Here is an 18,215-nt window from a genome sequence, read left to right on the forward strand (position 1 = left end):
ATTATTATTCCGCATGCCGGTATCATCCATACTTCCGGATGAATAATAATCAAGAAGATACAAGTGGCGATCACACAGGAAGTCAATACAATAAGAAACAACCTGATCTTTGCAAATAATGGATTAGGAGCAGTAGTTTTCATTTTCATAGTTATGTTTTCTTTGCTTTTTATGCAAGATAGTGATTTTGTATGGAAAACGTTTCTGCTGTTAGCTTTTATTAAGAGATAGGCAGTTGAACTATTCGAACATAAAGACCCTTTGGGCAAAAGAAAAACGCCGATCGAAGGATGTTCCTTCGCCATCGGCGTTTCCTCGTTGTAAGATGTGAGGTTGGTTTATAAAACGTAATTATTTAAATTATGTGTCGATATTTGCATACGTTGCATTTTCTTCAATAAACTCGCGGCGTGGTCCTACATCTTCACCCATTAACATAGAGAAGATATAATCGGCTTCTGCAGCGTTGTCAATATTTACTTGTTTCAACATACGGTTTTCGGGGTCCATAGTTGTTTCCCACAATTGCTGTGCGTTCATTTCACCCAAACCTTTGTAGCGCTGTGTATGAACAGCACTTTCCGAACCGCCACCGTAAGTATCGATAAACTTCTGGCGTTGTGCATCTGTCCAGCAATACTCTTCTACTTTACCTTTTTTGCAGAGGTAGAGCGGGGGAGTAGCGATGTACAAATAGCCATTCTGAATAATCTGTGGCATATAGCGGAAGAAGAACGTCATGATCAGTGTGTCGATGTGAGAACCATCGACGTCGGCATCGGTCATGATGATGATCTTGTGATAGCGCAGCTTTTGGATATTCGCTTCTTTGCTGTCCTCGTCAGTTCCGATAGTAACACCGAGGGCTGTGTAGATGTTACGGATTTCATCACTTTCCAAAGCCTTGTGATACATGGCTTTCTCTACGTTCAGAATCTTACCGCGCAATGGGAGGATAGCTTGGAACATACGGTTACGTCCCTGCTTGGCAGTACCACCTGCCGAATCTCCCTCGACGAGGAATAATTCACATTTCGTTGCATCCTTATCCGAACAGTCAGCCAATTTACCTGGTAGACCGCCTCCTGACATTGGGGACTTGCGTTGTACCATTTCACGGGCTTTTCTTGCTGCATGACGTGCGGTAGCGGCGAGAATCACCTTGTCTACAATCGTTTTTGCTTCCTTCGGATGCTCTTCCAGATAATATGCCAATACTTCCCCCACTGCCTGGTCGACAGCGCCCATCACTTCGTTGTTACCCAACTTCGTTTTAGTCTGTCCTTCAAACTGTGGCTCTTGCACTTTTACGGAGATAACGGCAGTCAAACCCTCGCGGAAGTCATCTCCCGAGATTTCAACCTTCACTTTTTCCAGCATCTTGCTGTCTTCGGCATATTTCTTCAACGTACGGGTCAGCGCACGGCGGAAACCTGCCAGGTGTGTACCACCTTCAATGGTGTTGATATTGTTAACGTATGAGTGAACGTTTTCGGAGAATCCGGTATTGTACATGATAGCCACTTCAATAGGGATTCCCTGTTTTTCCGAGTTCAGATAGATAACGTCGTTAATCAAGTGCTCGCGTGAAGACTCGATAAAACGTACAAACTCTCTCAAGCCTTCTTCTGAATAGAACTGCTCACCCTTGAAGCTTCCGTCTTCGTTCACAACTCGACGGTCGGTCAGGGAAATACGGAGACCAGCGTTCAGGTAAGCTAATTCACGCAGGCGTGAAGCCAGAATCTTGTAATCGTATACCGTTTCTGTAAAGATGGTATTGTCCGGCCAGAATTGTTGGCGGGTTCCCGTGATGTCGGCTGTACCGACTTCTTTTACAGAGTAAAGCGGTTTACCGATCTCGTACTCCTGCTGGTAGATTTTGCCATTACGGAATACTTGCGTAGTCATGTGGGTAGACAGCGCATTTACGCAAGACATACCTACACCGTGCAAACCTCCGGATACCTTGTAAGATCCTTTGTCGAATTTACCTCCGGCGTGCAGTACAGTCATGGCAACTTCCAGTGCCGACTTCTTTTCTTTCTCGTGATAGTCCACCGGAATACCGCGTCCGTTGTCCTGTACTGTGATTGAATTGTCTTCGTTGATTATTACTTCGATATGGTCGCAATATCCGGCCAATGCTTCGTCGATAGAGTTGTCAACGATTTCGTATACCAAATGGTGAAGTCCCTTGACGCTGATGTCACCAATGTACATCGCAGGGCGTTTTCTTACTGCTTCAAGACCTTCCAATACCTGGATACTATCCGCAGAATAAGACCCGTTATTGGGAGTGATTTGTTCTTCGCTCATAATTGCCTTTCTAACTTTAATAACAGAGCAAATATAGTGAAAATTGTCGACTTGACGAAGAATAATCAGTGAAAAATAAAGAATGTGAGTGGATTCTCCGCTATCTTGATAAGTTTGATATTCAATGGGTTATAAACAAGAAAGGCCGAACTTAAAAGTTCAGCCTGGATGCTATGTAGAATTATAAAATTCTTTCTATTAAGCGAGCTTGTTGATGTAAAGAGCTAACTTAGATTTCAGATTGCTAGCTTTGTTCTTGTGAATAATATTCACCTTAGCCAACTTATCCAACATCTTTGTAATGCCTGGGTACATTGCAACTGCTTCTGCTTTATCAGTAGTTGCACGAAGCTTTCTAACAGCATTTCTCATGGTCTTGCCATAATATCTGTTGTGAAGTCTTCTAGTCTCTTCTTGTCTGATTCTTTTCAGTGATGATTTATGATTTGCCATCTCGACTAATCTATTTTTTTAGTTCTTTATTCTTTTAACTTGTAGCCCGTGGGGGAATCGAACCCCCCTTTCAAGAATGAAAATCTTGCGTCCTAACCGATAGACGAACGGGCCATCCTATTGTTGCATTTCTGCGTTTTGCTTTCTCGAATCTGTGTTTGTTTCTCGATTGCGGATGCAAAGGTAGGAACTTTTTTGAAACTGACAAATGATTCATAGGAAAATTTTCGTGGAATATGCGTTTTTTTTCAAATTGACCATTCTTTTATCTTGATATTCAATGAAATAGAATGCTTTACTTTTTATAAAAAAACTTCTTTCCGGTAAAAAAACTGGAAGGTGTCCTCTTTCATATACCTTATTATATTATAATGAACTAAAAAGGCTACTTATTTGTGATTTCTCTTGTAACAAAAAAAGTGCATTCTCTCCTCGCTTGGACAGAATGCACGAAACACAAACAAAACAAACAATTTTAATAAAACGATATTTTCTTTGAAAAATCGTTTTATTAAGATGCTACATGTAGTGGGAAACATTACATGAGCAGAGGGCAAAAGAGCCCGCTAGGGTACTTCGCAGTAGCCTTTGTAAATACATCTCACCTAAATATTGTTCACATACTATTTCGCCATACGTTTTTAAGACTCCAGTTCGGAGTTGTTCAGGCGTATAATCCATCCGTTAACTTGCATTCTTGGGCATATCTTCGGAATCCCGGTATCCGATGACTGGATAAAGAACAAAAGCGTATATGAGTCCTGACGGTCGAGATACTCCTGGTCACTTATTTCACCTATATCATTGTAGATTTTGGATAACAACAGATATTGGGTGAGTGGGAGACGAAGAATGTTCTGGCCGCTTGGTATATGTTTGATCGATAAGGTTGTCTGATCCCCTTTCATGATACGTAATGTATTTAATCTCGCATGAATGACCGGAGTTTGCTCGGACATTACAGCCACTTCCTTCTGATATGGAAGATAGTAGACTGGAGTTGTACCGACCGGTGTGTTTGTGTAGTCTATTATTCCGTTGCCAGATTCTAGCGTAAAGGAAAAGTCCTCTTGGCGTAGAGGAGCATTTGCTTCATCTTGAAGAATGCATGAGAAATAATTAGTATCTTTCACTAAATTGGCGGTAATAACCTGATATTTTTGACTAATAGTAATATTTTCAAGGCTACTGTAAAAGAGTGCATTCAGTTTCCTGTCCGACTGGTTCTTATTGTCGCATGCCAGTGATATATTCAGGGACCTTCGTTCCGTTTGTCCGGCTTTGAGATTAGGGAGCTGGTACATATGGTTGGATGTCCCTCCCCATATAAGCAGACGATAAGTTCCTTCGGGAAATGGTACTTTTACCATACAGTAGCCTTGATGTAATGTAATGCTGTCTACGTCCACTCGATCCACATATTTATCATCCTTGTCGAAAGCAAGGATGGTAATATCGCTTACTTGTGTGGAGGCAGCGTCCACATCTAGTATATTATAGGTATACGAGATTTTCAGCCAAGTCCCGGAAGGGCAGTCTGACAAGTCGTCGTTCACCCAGTCACAGGATGAGAACAAGGCGATGGCACTGATAATATAGAGTAAAAATGGACGCATTTATAATAAATTTAGTTCGGGTGGCCAATACTTATTCAAGTTCTACATCTTGATTACGTACGGCCCACGGAAAAACATTGAAATTGATGTCTAGTTCGGCTTTATATTCATCCGGCTGATCCGGGTCGATGAAAGGTTCGCCGCTACCGAGTCCTGCAATTTTGTTGACTGACAATCTGTATATATTGTTGCGTACGATACCGAATTCCATAACACCCATTTCCGGAGAATTATTATCAAGGTGTTTGATCCAGTAATTGTAATAACAAGAGTAGTTTTCCGTTTTCTTGAAACGTTTGATACTATATCGGGCTAGTTCTTCTGTTGTCGAGTTGTCAGTGACATCATTGGGCAAATTATTAAGGACTAGTTTACGGATTGCATCTACGCTGGTATAAAAGTTGTAATTGAAGTAGAACATATTAGTCGGCCAGTTGGACTGATTGCTAACTACATCGCCATTTTCATTGAAAACGCGGTCGGGGGCAATATCCATGTTGGCTTTGAACATAACTCCCGTGCTGTATGCGTTCAGTTGGGCGTCAAGGAACATACAGTTTTCCAGGCAGTAGATATGTGACCAACTGTTAGCTTGCGCCATACCTGCCCAGTTGCCGTCGTTGATATCCAACTGTACTAGAGCTTGTGCAAAGAAACCATCGGCGTTTGTAAAGTCCCCGGCATTCTCCACTGTTTTCTTGAAGAAATAGGGATCGATAACATAACCATTGTTGTCGTTGATATCACCGAAGTTTTCATCAGTATATGAATCTGGTTCCTGGAAACTGTTCAGTACCGCTGTATGGCGGAAAGTATAGAACTGGGTTGCCAGGTTCAACATTCTGAAATTGTTCAGTTTGATTGTACAGTAGGTCTTTCCGGCTGGGTCTGTTAGCGGGAAAGTTTCCTGTGTTTGAGTCAGTTCGACTTTGGCAACCACGCGTTCGAGACCAATAGATACACTGGTCACTTTATCGGAATCTGTAGGTTTCTTCACTTCAACGTTCAGATTGGCAGCTCCACGATTGGTCATAACGAAACCGTTTTCGGGTACGCTTGGAATTTTTCCTGCACTGTAAGTAACGGCATCAACTGCATTCAGAAAAGCCTCTTGTGTGCTGATATTTCCAGTGATTGCTTTTCCGTTAGCTATGGCAAAGATGTTATAAGTTCCCGGATTTACAGTGATTTTGTCAGCGGTGTACTGTATGTTTTGACCGCTCGTAACTGTCCGGTTGATGTTCTTCAGTTCCTGCTGATCTTTGAGCGTTTTTGTGGTCGAGTCAAATAGATAAACTGTGAGACTCTTTACCGCATATTCTTCTTTCGAACCTTCGGTGGTAACGCCGGACGATTCGGCACTTCGGCTGGTAGCAACGTTTGGAATCTCGAAGAACAAGGCGAGATTACCATTTGACTCTGAATGAGTGTCATCGGCGATGACCACATCTGCATCATTGATGCAACTGTACTGTGTGACTGCCGCGAATAAAAGCAGTGACATTAATTTACTGAATCTTTTCATTTTACATTTGATTTTAATGAGTATTTATTTTAATTCAAGGACTAATTGCAGATTATTATCCGCTTGTGATAGTCCTGCTTTTTGAGCTTGTCTGAATAAGTACTCTGCTTCCTCATAGTTATTTTTAAGAAAGCATAGAACTCCTTTTGCTAATATTGTTTCCGGTACTTCCGGAGCTTTTTCCAAATAAGTGGCAGCTGTTTGGACGTCTCTTTGCATCAAGGCTATACAGGCGGCATTCAAGTTGGCTGTGGGATTATCGGGAAATAGTTGTACGGCAGTCATGAAAATCTGATTATAAGTTTCGCTTCCAGGTGTACTGGCAAGTGCGAGACGAAACATTTCTTCAAGACTCAAATTTTTAGGGTTTGTAGTAAAGACTTTCCGGGATTCTGCAAGAGTAAACGGGCGTACACGATATTCAATAGTGTAGTCGGAATGTCTAAGTAGAGTAAACCAATGCTTCAGGACAAAATCGTAGAATGCAGGGAAGTGTTTTTTTAACTTTCTCTCCTTGCTGTCGGGGTGAATGTCGCTTGTTATGGTTTTTATTATCGCTTCTTTCTCTTGAAAAGTCGTATCACAGAGAAGAGCTTCAAATCCTTCCCAATCTTCGGGAGTATAGTCTGTCCGGATATGCGCTCCGTCGAATGCATATAGCTGATTTACATACTCTTTCACAGATTGAGTACGTTCACGGGCCAACTTCTCATTGAGTCGGTAAGGTCCGTCGGGTGAAGCGTAGCCGTGAATGCTGATGTGTGTGATGGTAACGTTGGTGTCATTTTTAATGGTGTTGATTGTTTCAATAATTTTATTCAGTTCTACTGTATTGTTGCTGTATGTTTCGTATATAGCAGTCACATTGACAGGAAAATCAATAAACGCACACCCTTTTTCTTCTCTGATTTTCGAGGTTTCCACTTGGGGAGTCAGGAATACGAGTTGTGGAATAGGGGTTGGCTGTGGGTGTAAACGGGCGATACAAGTGAAATTTTCTTCACCCGGAATCCCACAGCCACAGCTTTTCTCAACGAGTGAGAGAGTGGCATGATTCATCCAACTTTCGAAAGGTACAGATTGCAGATAATGTATTGTCTGCCGACTTCCGTTTTTTCTTTGCAATGCTTCGGCTTCTCTTTCCTTCTTGCCGGCTTCGCGCAAAAATATGATGTGTTGTTTTCGGCTGTTGATATAGATCGGTGGTAATTCCAACCGGTGTTCCAGACTGTCACTGACAACAGGTATCAATGTCATTGATTCATTGGGCAGGAAGTCACGAGTGACTTCTATTCCAATAGAAACCAGTAATTCTTTCCCGGCCTTGTGCAGGCTGGAGGAAGTGGCTCGAACAGTGCCATCATCTCCTGCTACAGGTGTCTGTGCCTGAAGAGAAAGAGATAAGATGGCTGCAATGATAAAAGTTCCTCCTGTTTTCATAATTTTACAACTAAATGACTCCTTATCCGTAACAAAAGCAATCATAACTCACCATGGATAAATTCGTGAAATGATTCCTTGCTGCTGCAATGCTTTCAATATCTTCATGTCCTTTATTGATCTGCTGATGCCTCCATGTCCTAGATAATATACTCTCCATGGGGTAGAACGGCATTGACGTGCTATTCGTATGTAGATACTTCTTTTTCTGGAGAACCAGACTTTCCATAAACTTTTCATCCTGTTTTATTTTAAAATAGATAAACTAAACTTATTGAAGCCTTACTAGGCCCTATGTAATGATAATCACCTTTGTCCCGTAATCCGGCGCATTTCTTGACGCAGTTGTATTGCTTGTAGCGGATAAAATCGTATCCTACTCCCAGACTTGTTTCTATATTCCAATGATCATTCAGCATCCAGTGATATCCGGCACTGATACCTCCGCCTGCCAGCCATCCTTCATATCTGTACTTTTTCAACCCGGCGAATATACCGAAAGGCAGTTTTTTCCCTCCGATATTGAATTGTGCCCCATTGAGGTAAGTACCCCAGAAAAAGCCGTTAAACTTCTGGCAAGTCCAGTATTTATATTCTGGTTGTATCAGCCAATAGCGGTTCATATATTTCTCTTCCCGTTTCCATGGTCGCAGACTGCCGGTCAGTTCAACTGTGCTTTTATTTCCGATGGCATATGAGACTCCGGCCTCGAGAGCCCCCTCTATTGCAGGAAGCGCATTCACCCTGACTGCTACTTTCTGTGAGTGACAGTGGAGCCAACCAACTGATAAGAACAGGAATAAGAATAAGAAATATTTCATTGTATCTGCTCGTTAAGGACGTTTATTATTTTCAAAAAATACATTCAGATTGTAAGAAGCCTCTTCTGACCCTTCTGTCTTAGCGGCCTTTAACATACGAATGCCTTCGTATGTGTTTCCAGTCATTAGCTCATATACACCCCGGCAATTCTTGTAAGCAAGGTTGTCATGAGGAGCCATCGATAAAAACTTGCTTATTGATTGAGTATTTCCTTGTTCGATGGCGGCAGCGGCAGCGTTCAGGTTGGCGATGGGGTGTACAGGATACAGTTTGACACTGATGTTAATAATTTGGTAAAACTTGGCTTTGTTATCTGCATATGACAGAGCTACGGTATAGAGTTCGCGGAGCGACAACATTTGTGGATTGACGTCAGCCATAATCTTAGCCTCTTCAAGATTAAAATTCAACTCTTTCTGATTTCGTATATCTACATCATCCGTAGCCGGAGAAACATACGAACCTTTATATTTCATTTTTGTGGTTGTCGTATCGGCCTGAGACGTGTTTTCTGCTGTTGACGTAGCCTCGTCCGGATTCTTTTGGAGGGATGGGAGTGCAGCAGGTTGAGATGTAATGAGTAAAGTGTCTTTCAACGCTTGTTCGCTTTCAGGACGGATGATTGTTCTCCGAAGGAGGAGAGTTGCGTGGTTCATCCAATCTTCTGCGGGCAACGAAGTCCGGTAAGCGATGGTGCGGGAATGACTTTCGCCGATACCGGCAACGAGGTAGGTTGCATCCTCTTCTTTATGCCCGCTTTTTTTTCGTAATATCTGGTTGCGCAGATATAATTTCTGTTTTTGTTTGCCGTTCAATAGGATGGAGGGCAGTAAGATTTTCTTTTCCTGTCCGGTTAAGACGGGCGTTAGTCTGACGGCATTTTTAGACTCCATATTTTCTATTTCTACCGATACATCCATGGAGAGTAGTAATGAATCTGCCCGCACTCCGAGAAAGTGTGGAGTAATATCCAGTTTAATGTTTTGTGCCGGGAGTAGATTGCATATCAATAAGCTGAAAAATATGAATGCTTTCGTTTTCATTTTATGTGGTTATTATTAGGTTGATTTATCGGATGAAATATATGATTGATATCCCTGCTTGTGTAGGTCCCCAGTAGTTGCAGCTTGATTTTTCCAATAGGGCTGCACCTTCAGACTGTCCGTAGCGTTTATAATTAAGGTGTGCATATCCGAGTGAGATTCCTGCTTCCAGGTTCCATTGAGGGCTGATCATCCATTGATAACCGTAGGAAATGCCGAAACCCGCCAGATTGCCTTGATATCTGTTATGAGCAATCTGCCTGTTCTCAATACCCAGCATTTTCCCATCGCTGAATCCCCAAGGGAGCATTCCTCCAAAATTGAACAAAGCATAGTGTAGCTGAAAGCCGATAAAATTTCCTGTGAATGCTTCATTAAACCATTTACGGTATTCCGGCTGCAACAGGAAATGCTTCATCTTTTTGTTCCCTCCGAAGTCCCAGGGATTGTAATTGAGAGAAAGGCTGATGGTATGTGTATCGTCACATCGCACTTCTCCTCCCATGTTGAGAGTAGTGGTTAGATCGTAAAGCAGATTGCTTTTAAGGGCTATATTTTGTCCGCAAAGGTTTGAAGCAGGCAGAATACATGTAACAAAGGCAATGATGGCTAGCCCATGTTTAATGTTTGCCGCATATCTCCACCTGTTGCTGGCAGCAGGCCTTTCATTTTTACTGATATCGGGTTTGTGTGTCATAATTATTTGTTTATGTGTATCTGTTACTTCTTAGGTAACGGAACTCCTGTTTAATGACAGGAGCACATGGGGGAAAAGTAAAAAAGACAGTGGTCTTTTATTGATATACGTCTCTGGAAGCTTTCGGACAGAAAAAAAACGGTCCGATGATTGGCAATAGATAGTTGGAACATGAACTAAAAGTGATTCGTGTTCTCATATCTTATTTTATTCTTCGGAAGAAGTTGAATAAAATAATCTATAATTAATTTGGAATGTAATACTCTTTTTATATATCTTTGTGCAGTATTTATATCCGTTACCTAAGAAGTAATGGATAAGGTAGATTGCTGATAGATAGCTGCTTATATTTTATTGATGACTTGTGCTGTAAGATTCTACGTAAAAACAATTCAATTGGTTGGCTTCTGTTCTTTTCTTCAAACCAAAACCTTTCAGATAAGTTTGTGTGGTTTTTATTGATTTATGTCCTAATGATTCACTGATCATTTCAATAGGGATTCCCTGGTATTTGGCATTTGTTGCCCAAGAATGCCGGATAGTATATGAACTGACAGGTGATTTTAGGTTTAGCTCTTTTGACAGGCTTTTCAATTGATTGTTGAATCGGCGGAGGGCTGACTGATATTCCTTATATATGCTTTCTTCTTTTCGTCTCTTATCTCCTTTCATTATATTAAATAGGTAGTCTGGGCAATCTTCTCTCGGCGGATTGTTGTTACGCAGTCTGTTTATCTCTTTCTTGGAGGTGTCCAGGATTTCAAGGCTTATTGGTGTGCCTGTTTTTATGCGATTGTATCTAAGGATTCCGTGTTCCAATGCCGATTTTTCTAAATGTGCGAAATCAGAGAACGGCATACCGCAGAATTGGAACATCAACCGTGCGATAGCTTGCGTACGACTTAAGTGTTGGGATTGAGGAGCTTTGTAGAGAAGTGTATGCAGTTCGCTGACAGGGAGTGCCCTTTTCTGCCGTACATCTACGCCAGTGTATACGTCGCGAAACAACCGGGGGATGAAGCGGGCTATACCTGCCTCCACACCACGGTTATAGATGCTGCGCAACATACGCATATAGGTCGAAACAGTGTTTGGTTTCAACCCATGTTCGTGGAGATGCTGTCCGTATCGTCTCAAACTATCGCGGGTGACCTGTCCGAAAGCTATGCCGGGAGTACCGCAGAACCTTGTGAATGACAGAATTGCATTCTTATACACATGTGCTGTCGAATAACGACCTTCTTCCTGTAAATTCCGGATATATGCTTTGGCGCATCCGGTAAATCCGTTTTTATTACTTTTTCGTTTCATAAGCTTGTTTATCTTTACTTGTTATTCAGGGACTATAACAAAAGTAGTTATCTTTTTTGTTGTTAATGCCTTTAAAAACTCTCTGATTACTATCTATTTTTTGTAGTTTTGCTTCGGATTGGAAACGAGGTTATTTGGTTATGTTGCAAAAAACGAAAGGAATAGTTCTTCATACATTAAAATACAATGATACTTCTATCATTGTAGATATGTATACAGAGTTGTCCGGCAGGGCTTCTTTCCTTGTAACAGTACCCCGTTCACGGAAGGCGGCTGTAAAATCCGTACTTTTCCAACCGTTGTCTTTTATCGAGTTCGAGGCCGACTATCGGCCCAATGCAACACTCTATCGTGTGAAGGAAGCGAAATCCTTTTATCCATTTTCTTCCATACCTTATGATCCGTATAAGTCTTCGATGGCACTTTTCCTGTCGGAGTTTCTTTACAGGGCTATCCGGGAGGAGGCGGAGAACCGTCCGTTATTCGCCTATCTGCAACATTCTATCATTTGGCTGGACGAGTGTGGAGAGGGATTTGCCAATTTCCATCTGGTTTTCCTGATGCGTCTTTCGCGTTTTCTGGGGCTTTACCCGAATCTGGAAGATTATCATACCGGCGATTACTTCGATTTATTGAATGCCTGTTTCACTTCCATTCGTCCCCAGCTACATTCTTCTTATATCAATCCTGAAGAGGCCGCCCGTCTCCGTCAGCTGATGCGCATGAACTATGAGACCATGCATCTTTTCGGTATGAGCCGTGCGGAGCGTACTCGCTGCCTGACGATCATGAATGATTATTATCGTTTGCATCTGCCGGACTTTCCGGCATTGAAATCACTGGAGGTATTGAAAGAACTGTTTGATTAATTAGTAACTTCTCTCCATCTGCTTGCTATATATTGTTTTAGCTCCGTTTTAGCGTCCGCCACTGTATATGGTAATTAATCTGGTGATAATAACACTTCTTAATGCGGGTTTGTATGCTGTTCCTGAAAATATATGTTACTTTTGTCCGTAGAGAATAAAAGAGCATGAACAAGAGAGAAAACAATATGAAAAGATTCTTATACCTGACAATCTGTCTTCTTATCCTGGGGGAGTTTTATGGTTGTAACGGAGACGTATTTGTCGACGACTTCCGTCCTTCCGATTCCGAACTGATGTTGGACGGGAACGGGGATGTTGCCACTATTCAATTTGCAGCTGCCAATTGGGATTGGTTAACAATGTATACAGCTTCCGGTTTTCCCTTTCAATATAAAGTATATGATGCGGACAATCGCCAGGTAACAGATGATCAAGGTCCATTGCTGAACGGATTAGGCAAGATTGTGTGTGTCGGGGAGATGATTGATTTCACTATCGAGCGTGTTCATCCCGAAGAAGTGAAGATAACGGTGGGCGAGAATGCCCTTTCCGCTCCTTTTCAATTTCAACTCACGGCAAGCAACGAGTATGAGTGGCAGGAGATACATGTCGAGATCTCTCCGGCAGACAGATATGTAATGGACAGTATTATTTATTCTTTGGATGCATATTCTTACGATCCGGAAAACAAGACAGAGAGAAAAGAAGGCGTCTCCTTTCATAACTTTACAGATGTTTCGTCTACATACACGTTTTTTCCTTTCGAGTCTTTTTACCATTTTATGAGATTCAAAAGCGATGTGCCCGAAGCTTTTCAGCTACTGGGCAAAGCCGGTCTGACGGTGGAAATACCAAGCATGAAAGACGGATATTTAGGGATGAACGGTAAACGGGTGTCGTTCATTTCTGCACAACAAATGTTGTCTTGCCCCAGTACGGAACAGGAAGAAGACATAGTCCCTCCCCGAACTGCTCGAACCTATACCTTATGGATGGTGTATGATTGGTTGGAAACGCGATATACCCTCTATGTTTCTCATCCCAAAACCAAGAAACAACGAATCGTAAGCGGTACGTTACATAGCGAAATGCCTGTAAAATATCACATAACACACAGGGATGTTCCTCTCAACAACTAACCTTTCAATAACTAGCATATTAATGATTAGAAATAGAAACACCATACGGTTGCTGTGCCTCCTTTGCCTCCTGGTACATCCGGCAATCAACGTAAATCTGGAAGCCCAGACAATCATCGGACAACGGAACGACAGCGTCAGCCATCCCTTGATCCGCCATCAGCTCAGCTTTGACATCCGTCCGGGCTATATCGTCTCCACCCATAGTTTTCTGCAAGGAGACAATGCGCAACAAAAGAAAATCGACCAATCGCTTTCTTTCCATTTCAAGTACGCTTTCAGATTCGGCAAAGAATCCAATCTAGGCAGGCTCTTTCCTCATACCTATCAGGGTATTGGCGTTTCCTACCATACCTTCTTTAGTCCCGTTGAATTGGGAAATCCGGTGTCGGTATACGCTTTTCAAGGGTCACGTATCGCGCAACTGTTGCCCCGCCTATCGCTCGATTATGAATGGAACTTCGGAGCTTCTTTTGGCTGGAAGAAATATGACGAACTATCCAATCCGCAAAACGTGTTGGTTGGCTCCAAGATCAATGCATACATCAATCTCGGCTTTTTGCTGAACTGGCAAGTTCACAGGTATTGGAAACTGGCGGCAGGCGTAGATCTCACCCATTTCTCCAATGGAAACACGCATTATCCTAATGGCGGTCTTAATGTTATTGGAGGAAGAGTCGGCATCGTACGTACTTTGGGCGCGGATGAGGCGCCCGGTTCCATCACTCCCGGACGGCTCTTTATAAAGCCTCACGTCAGCTATGACTTGGTAATTTACGGAGCCACCCGCAAAAGAGGACTGATTGGAGACGATGTGTCGAGTCTGATTCCCGGTTCGTTCGGCGTGGCGGGCATCAATTTCGCTCCGATGTATAATTTCAATAACTATTTTCGGGCAGGGCTTTCTGCAGATGCGCAATATGATGAGAGTGCCAATCTTAAGGAGTATAGAGTGGGCGAGTTCTACTCGGGTGATTTGAAGTTTCATCGTCCTCCTTTCCGTAAGCAATTTGCCATGGGGTTATCTCTTCGGGCAGAACTGGTGATGCCTGTTTTCTCTATCAATGTCGGCGTCGGTCGGAACCTGATATACAGTGGGGATGATACAAAAGGGTTCTACCAGATTCTGGCTCTCAAAACTTATGTCACCCGGCATTTGTTTTTGCACGTGGGATATCAGTTGAGCAAGTTTAAAGACCCCAGCAATCTGATGCTGGGACTTGGATATAGATTCCATGACAAACGATGAAAGGGCAATCTTCGTTTGTTAATAACCTCCTTTTTCAATTTGATTAAAATGTAAGTCCTCCTAATTGGATTATTCCATTGTCCTTCCAAACATGATTCACTTTTACTTCTGTGATACCGGCGTCAGGATATCGTTGCTGATATTCTGATGTTTTATCACTCTGTAGAATATATCCGTATGACATTTTTGTAGCAAATTTAAAACCGAATTTCTCTGTTTTATCGTCATACATTAGGGGTAAAGAGGTAATCTTTTCAGGTTCGTACGACTGCTCTTCAGAACAACTGTATGAAGATACCAATAATTAAAGAGATGTTTATTCCTCTCCTTTTCCCTTAGTTCTACTGGATAATAAAGCTCTTATTTCACATTCACTTCTACGACTGTAAAGACATTATTTGAACGGATATAAAGGTCGAATGTTCCATAAGGTCCGTAGACTATGTCAGGTGCTTTAGTTAGGGTTATTCTTAATTTGTTATTGGCAGATGTTACATTTAATCCTTTTTTTCCTGCACTATGTTCTTTCAAGAAAAACTCAATATTTTGGGGTAATGTTAATTCAACCGTTTCACCTATGTAGTGAAGGCTTCCAATATTATACTTATATGCAGGCAGTTCATTATTGTCAGGGACAATTGGTATGTATTTTACAATTGCACCGATAGTCATGTCGCTATTTAATATTTTAGATACAACATAGGCTTGGTAATAACTTGCTTCTACTTGAATAGCACGATTACCTGACGGAAAATCTATAAGTGTATTTTTATCAAAAATCTGATAAATATGCCCCGGCGTAACCGCTACTTCGTGTGTGAGGTTGGTTAGCGAGGGTAGAATATTTGCTCCAACTCCTGCGCCATTTCCTACGTCAGAAATGAAATTAGAAGATGTGACGAAGTTATTAGCTTCATTGATATAAGTTCCTGATTCGCCTAAATAAGTTTTTCCATTGTGCTCATTAAGCATATCTTATAGTATGAAAAGAGATCGTTCATATAAAAATGGTATCATTTGTATCATTTGTAATTTCAGTATTCAAGAATCCGTCTTTTGAACAAGGGTCTTGTAATAAAAAGTAGACTTTTATATTCTCATTTTTTCTTGTGATCAATTCTTTCCCTTGCATTTGTTTTTCTTCTACAATCGTTTCTCCTGGCTCGATGGAATGAATGAAATGTGATATATCCATTTTATATGAATTTAGAGAGTCGGCATTATTTTCATATTCAAGATTTATAGTGTTTCTTGAATTATTTGTTTTATTATGACAACTGATTAGTGTGAATAAAACAAAGCCAATTGTTATCAATGTAGATATTAATTTGAACATAATTTTAATATGGAATGAGCATTCAGTTTTGATGCTATATTATCAACCTTATCTATTCTTTCAGTACGGAAATGGATTAAACTTATCCTCCGCTTGGCTTTCATTATATATTTCCTTTGTCCCATATATTGTGGGAAAAGATTCCCAGTCAATTGGGAAAGTATTCCCTTATTTTGTGGGAACAAATTCCCTAAATATATAGGAATACTTTCCCACAATATATGGGACAATCAGAACGAATGCTTATCTTGAACCAGGAAGAGGAAAGGGATGGTATCTGACTATGAGAAAACCATAAGGCAGTTTATTTCAATCTTGCAAAAAATGCGGTGAATCGGGTGAAACCTATGTGAAAGGAAGCCCTTCACCCGAAATCCGTTTATTCATCGATGTTTCAGAGTGGTGAAGGAGGTGAATGCCGTATTTAAAGAAAGTTGCAGATGTGTGTAAGATAAAACATCTTGCACACATCTGCAACGGTATCGTGAAAGTTCCGGAAGTTATCCCAAAAGCTCTTTCACTTTTGCAGAAATGGCACGTCCTTCTGCAAGACCTGCTAACTTCTTGGAGGCAACTCCCATTACTTTACCCATATCTTTACCGCTTGTTGCACCTGTTTCAGCAATAATTTCCTTTAAGGCAGCTTCCAGTTCTTCAGCGGTCATTTGTTTCGGCAGGTATTTCTCCATAACGGCTACCTGGCCTAATTCTACGTCCGCCAAATCCTGACGACCTTGTCCGATATAGATTTCAGCAGAATCTTTTCCTTGTTTTACCAGTTTCTGGATAATCTTCAGAGCAGCATCATCTGTCAATATATCGTTAGCTCCCGGGGCTGTTTTAGCTTCGAGGAAGAACTTCTTTATATTTCTCAAAGTTTCAAGGGCTACTTTGTCTTTCGCCTTCATTGCGGTTTTAATGTCTTCGCTGACTTGATCGAATAAATCCATACTATTGTAATTAAAAATTAAAGATTAAAAATTAGATCTGAAGCCTGATTTTGCGAGTTTATAATTTTCGTTCTTAGTTCTTTGTTTAGAACGTAATCACACCGTTGTCATCTGTAGCTTCTTCCGTGGCTACTTCCTCTTCCAGAGCGGCTTTCGTCCGGATTTTGGTAAGAGTAGTCTTATCACGCATATAGGTGGGAGAATCTTCTACCATGGCGATGATGTCGTCGTTGTCCAGATCTTCCGTGTTGAAAAGATAGATGTGGCGGCGTTTGCGGAGGCTCTTGCTTCCGATGTTGCTGGCACTTTCGCCGTATGCCTTGCGGATACGTTCCTTGTTCTTTTCTTTTTCCTCTTCCAGTTGCAGTTGGCGTTCTTCCTCTTCCTGGCTGCGTGCAGCGTGCAGGCTGTCCATTCCGGGAACGTCTTCCACACCGAATCCGGTTGCCAATACGGTGATTTTTACTCTTGTTTCCAGTGAGTTGTCGATGGCAACACCCCAAATCACTTCCACCCCTTCGCGGAATTTGCTCATGAACTCGTGTATCTCGTTCATTTCCTCCATCATCAGTTCGGACGACGGGCAGAAAGATACGTTCAACATTACTTTCTTGGCATTGAAGATATCATTGTTGTTGAGCAACGGAGAATGCAGGGCATCGTCGATTGCTTTCGTCACACGATTTTCTCCTTCACCGAATCCGGTACTCATGATTGCTACTCCACCATCTTTCAGGATGGTTTTCACATCGGCAAAGTCAAGGTTGACCGTACCCCGCATGGTGATAATCTCGGCAATGCTCTTGGCAGCAATGGAAAGAGTATCATCGGCTTTGCCGAAGGCGTTCATAAAGGTAAGGTCGGCGTATATTTCACGCAGGCGTTCGTTGTTGATAACCAGTAGGGCGTCAACGTGCTGGGCGATACGTTCAACACCGTCCAATGCCTGGATAATTTTCTTTTCTCCTTCGAAGATAAAGGGAATGGTGACGATACCGACAGTCAGAATATCCATTTCCTTCGCAATGCGGGCGATGACCGGGGCAGCTCCCGTTCCGGTTCCTCCTCCCATTCCGGCGGTGATGAATACCATTTTGGTGCCGTCGTTCAGCTGGTTTCTGATATCTTCTATACTTTCTTCGGCGGCGTCGCGTGCCCGTTCGGGACGGTTGCCGGCTCCAAGCCCTTGCGTGATGCTACGGCCCAGTTGCAGTTTCACCGGGACAGGTGATTCGGCTAGTGCCTGGTTGTCCGTGTTACAAAGAACGAACGTTACATCATGGATGCCTTCCCGGTACATGTGGTTTACAGCGTTACCACCACCACCACCTACACCAATCACTTTGATGATCTTCGGTGAATCTGTCGGGAAATCGAATTGTACTATCTCGTCCATATCTTGATTGAATTATGAATTACGAATTATGAATATTGATTAACAAGCTG

At 42.0% G+C, this 18,215-nt stretch carries 15 protein-coding genes, 1 tRNA gene and 2 pseudogenes; 3 read left to right on the forward strand and 15 right to left on the reverse strand.

What is annotated here, in order from left to right; translation table 11 throughout:
- Positions 1-360 precede the first annotated feature (360 nt).
- The 11 genes from gyrB to AB3G73_RS18980 form a co-directional block, all read right to left on the reverse strand.
- Positions 361-2,319 carry a DNA topoisomerase (ATP-hydrolyzing) subunit B gene (gene gyrB / locus AB3G73_RS18930; protein ID WP_074558273.1) on the reverse strand — a complete coding sequence of 653 codons (1,959 nt, stop codon included), beginning with the start codon at positions 2,317-2,319 and terminating at the stop codon, positions 361-363.
- A 198-nt stretch (positions 2,320-2,517) separates the two neighbouring features.
- Positions 2,518-2,772 (reverse strand): 30S ribosomal protein S20, encoded by a 255-nt coding sequence (rpsT, locus tag AB3G73_RS18935; protein ID WP_004298235.1) that lies wholly within the window; start codon positions 2,770-2,772, stop codon positions 2,518-2,520.
- A gap of 42 nt (positions 2,773-2,814) precedes the next feature.
- Positions 2,815-2,886, reverse strand: a tRNA-Glu gene (locus AB3G73_RS18940).
- Positions 2,887-3,413: 527 nt separating this feature from the next.
- Positions 3,414-4,388 carry a FimB/Mfa2 family fimbrial subunit gene (locus AB3G73_RS18945; RefSeq protein WP_367745368.1) on the reverse strand — a complete coding sequence of 325 codons (975 nt, stop codon included), beginning with the start codon at positions 4,386-4,388 and terminating at the stop codon, positions 3,414-3,416.
- A 31-nt stretch (positions 4,389-4,419) separates the two neighbouring features.
- Complete coding sequence (locus tag AB3G73_RS18950; RefSeq protein ID WP_120080752.1) at positions 4,420-5,913, reverse strand: Mfa1 family fimbria major subunit; 1,494 nt, start codon at positions 5,911-5,913, stop codon at positions 4,420-4,422.
- A 24-nt stretch (positions 5,914-5,937) separates the two neighbouring features.
- A complete protein-coding gene (locus tag AB3G73_RS18955; protein ID WP_217722659.1) occupies positions 5,938-7,353 on the reverse strand; it encodes a hypothetical protein in 1,416 nt (471 codons plus the stop codon).
- A 48-nt stretch (positions 7,354-7,401) separates the two neighbouring features.
- Positions 7,402-7,593: a hypothetical protein gene (locus AB3G73_RS18960; RefSeq protein WP_165863283.1), complete on the reverse strand. Its 192-nt coding sequence runs from the start codon at positions 7,591-7,593 to the stop codon at positions 7,402-7,404.
- 11 nt (positions 7,594-7,604) lie between these two features.
- Positions 7,605-8,174 (reverse strand): DUF3575 domain-containing protein, encoded by a 570-nt coding sequence (locus AB3G73_RS18965; RefSeq protein WP_367745369.1) that lies wholly within the window; start codon positions 8,172-8,174, stop codon positions 7,605-7,607.
- Positions 8,175-8,186: 12 nt separating this feature from the next.
- Positions 8,187-9,218, reverse strand: a complete 1,032-nt coding sequence (locus AB3G73_RS18970) for a DUF3868 domain-containing protein (protein ID WP_120080760.1) — start codon at positions 9,216-9,218, stop codon at positions 8,187-8,189.
- A gap of 25 nt (positions 9,219-9,243) precedes the next feature.
- Positions 9,244-9,915 carry a DUF3575 domain-containing protein gene (locus AB3G73_RS18975; protein ID WP_298047076.1) on the reverse strand — a complete coding sequence of 224 codons (672 nt, stop codon included), beginning with the start codon at positions 9,913-9,915 and terminating at the stop codon, positions 9,244-9,246.
- 351 nt (positions 9,916-10,266) lie between these two features.
- The gene (locus tag AB3G73_RS18980; RefSeq protein ID WP_195648911.1) at positions 10,267-11,226 is read right to left on the reverse strand and encodes a tyrosine-type DNA invertase cluster 3b; all 960 of its coding nucleotides are present in this window, start codon (positions 11,224-11,226) and stop codon (positions 10,267-10,269) included.
- Between the two features lie 140 nt (positions 11,227-11,366).
- On the opposite strand from AB3G73_RS18980, the gene recO reads away from it, so the two are divergent.
- The 3 genes from recO to AB3G73_RS18995 all read left to right on the forward strand — a co-directional run bounded on the left by recO (position 11,367) and on the right by AB3G73_RS18995 (position 14,483).
- The gene (recO, locus tag AB3G73_RS18985) at positions 11,367-12,095 is read left to right on the forward strand and encodes a DNA repair protein RecO (protein WP_004298226.1); all 729 of its coding nucleotides are present in this window, start codon (positions 11,367-11,369) and stop codon (positions 12,093-12,095) included.
- A gap of 185 nt (positions 12,096-12,280) precedes the next feature.
- On the forward strand, positions 12,281-13,234 hold the full coding sequence (locus AB3G73_RS18990) for a hypothetical protein (protein ID WP_148364155.1): 954 nt from the start codon (positions 12,281-12,283) through the stop codon (positions 13,232-13,234).
- Between the two features lie 22 nt (positions 13,235-13,256).
- Positions 13,257-14,483, forward strand: a complete 1,227-nt coding sequence (locus AB3G73_RS18995; RefSeq protein WP_367745370.1) for an acyloxyacyl hydrolase — start codon at positions 13,257-13,259, stop codon at positions 14,481-14,483.
- Between the two features lie 360 nt (positions 14,484-14,843).
- On the opposite strand, the pseudogene AB3G73_RS19000 reads toward AB3G73_RS18995, so the two are convergent.
- From AB3G73_RS19000 to ftsZ, 4 genes and pseudogenes are all read right to left on the reverse strand, one after another.
- Positions 14,844-15,458, reverse strand: a pseudogene (locus AB3G73_RS19000) (DUF5036 family protein); the annotation flags it as partial.
- Positions 15,458-15,819, reverse strand: a pseudogene (locus AB3G73_RS19005) (hypothetical protein); the annotation flags it as partial. The pseudogenes AB3G73_RS19000 and AB3G73_RS19005, both read right to left, overlap by 1 nt.
- A gap of 500 nt (positions 15,820-16,319) precedes the next feature.
- Positions 16,320-16,769, reverse strand: coding sequence for a GatB/YqeY domain-containing protein (locus AB3G73_RS19010; RefSeq protein ID WP_004298215.1), 450 nt, complete (start codon positions 16,767-16,769; stop codon positions 16,320-16,322).
- Positions 16,770-16,854: 85 nt separating this feature from the next.
- A complete protein-coding gene (gene ftsZ / locus AB3G73_RS19015; protein ID WP_004307359.1) occupies positions 16,855-18,165 on the reverse strand; it encodes a cell division protein FtsZ in 1,311 nt (436 codons plus the stop codon).
- Positions 18,166-18,215 lie beyond the last annotated feature (50 nt).

Origin of the sequence: Bacteroides sp. L008, from assembly GCF_040812255.1 — a bacterium.
Lineage (GTDB): Bacteria > Bacteroidota > Bacteroidia > Bacteroidales > Bacteroidaceae > Bacteroides > Bacteroides vicugnae.